Origin of the sequence: Woronichinia naegeliana WA131, from assembly GCA_025370055.1 — a bacterium.
GTDB classification, from domain to species: Bacteria; Cyanobacteriota; Cyanobacteriia; order Cyanobacteriales; family Microcystaceae; genus Woronichinia; species Woronichinia naegeliana.
The window spans coordinates 4601939-4602572 of the sequence record CP073041.1; the positions used below are offsets into that span (position 1 = coordinate 4601939).

Annotated in this window: 1 protein-coding gene; it reads right to left on the reverse strand. The window is 39.6% G+C overall.

All coding sequences use genetic code 11. The annotated features are described in order from the left end of the window. Nucleotides 1–20: 20 nt before the first annotated feature. A complete protein-coding gene (locus KA717_23165) occupies nucleotides 21–407 on the reverse strand; it encodes a hypothetical protein (protein ID UXE58889.1) in 387 nt (128 codons plus the stop codon). Nucleotides 408–634 lie beyond the last annotated feature (227 nt).

Below are 634 nucleotides of genomic sequence, written 5' to 3' on the forward strand. Positions count from 1 at the left end.
TGAAAAGGGGGTAATAGATTCTAAACATTTTCAATAACAACCGTTTGAGGCACTTCGGGCGTTGGCTCGGTCGCTGTTTTGTCTGGCTGTACTGTCTGGTTTTGATGATCAGTCAAGTGTTTTTTAATTTTAAATTTGAGGTCATTCGTAAGAGGTAAACCATCAATTTCAGCAAATAGACTTTCCAGAGATTCTTTTTTGCTCCGCTCCACATAAAGGGCATTCAGAACCGCTTCAATCCCATATTGGGCGATCGCATCTCCCAAAATAGAAACCAACCCCATCGCCCCAATCCCCATAAAAATAACAAAGGGTTGTCCGAGGGTTAGAATCAGAATAATGACAGCAAAAATAGCAGAAGCTAGATAAGTACCTGTCACCTTTTTAATAATGTTGTCAAGTTCCATTGAAATCACCTCAAATCTTTAGCTGGTGGTAAGTTTAATTGTAACGAATAATCTGAGCTTAGTCTGTTGGTTTATCCTTGTCGAGTAAATCCTGAAGAAAAATTTCAAGACTTTTAGGACGATAATCAGAACAAGCCTTCAATCGTCTCACCACACTAAGTAGATGGTTCTCCTCCATGCCTCTCAGGTTATTCAACTATTAGCCAAAAAATAGCACAGTATGGGGC

Bases quoted from the DNA above. Each gene is read 5' to 3' on its own strand.
- KA717_23165 (UXE58889.1), bottom strand. From the start codon at position 407: ATGGAACTTGACAACATTATTAAAAAGGTGACAGGTACTTATCTAGCT.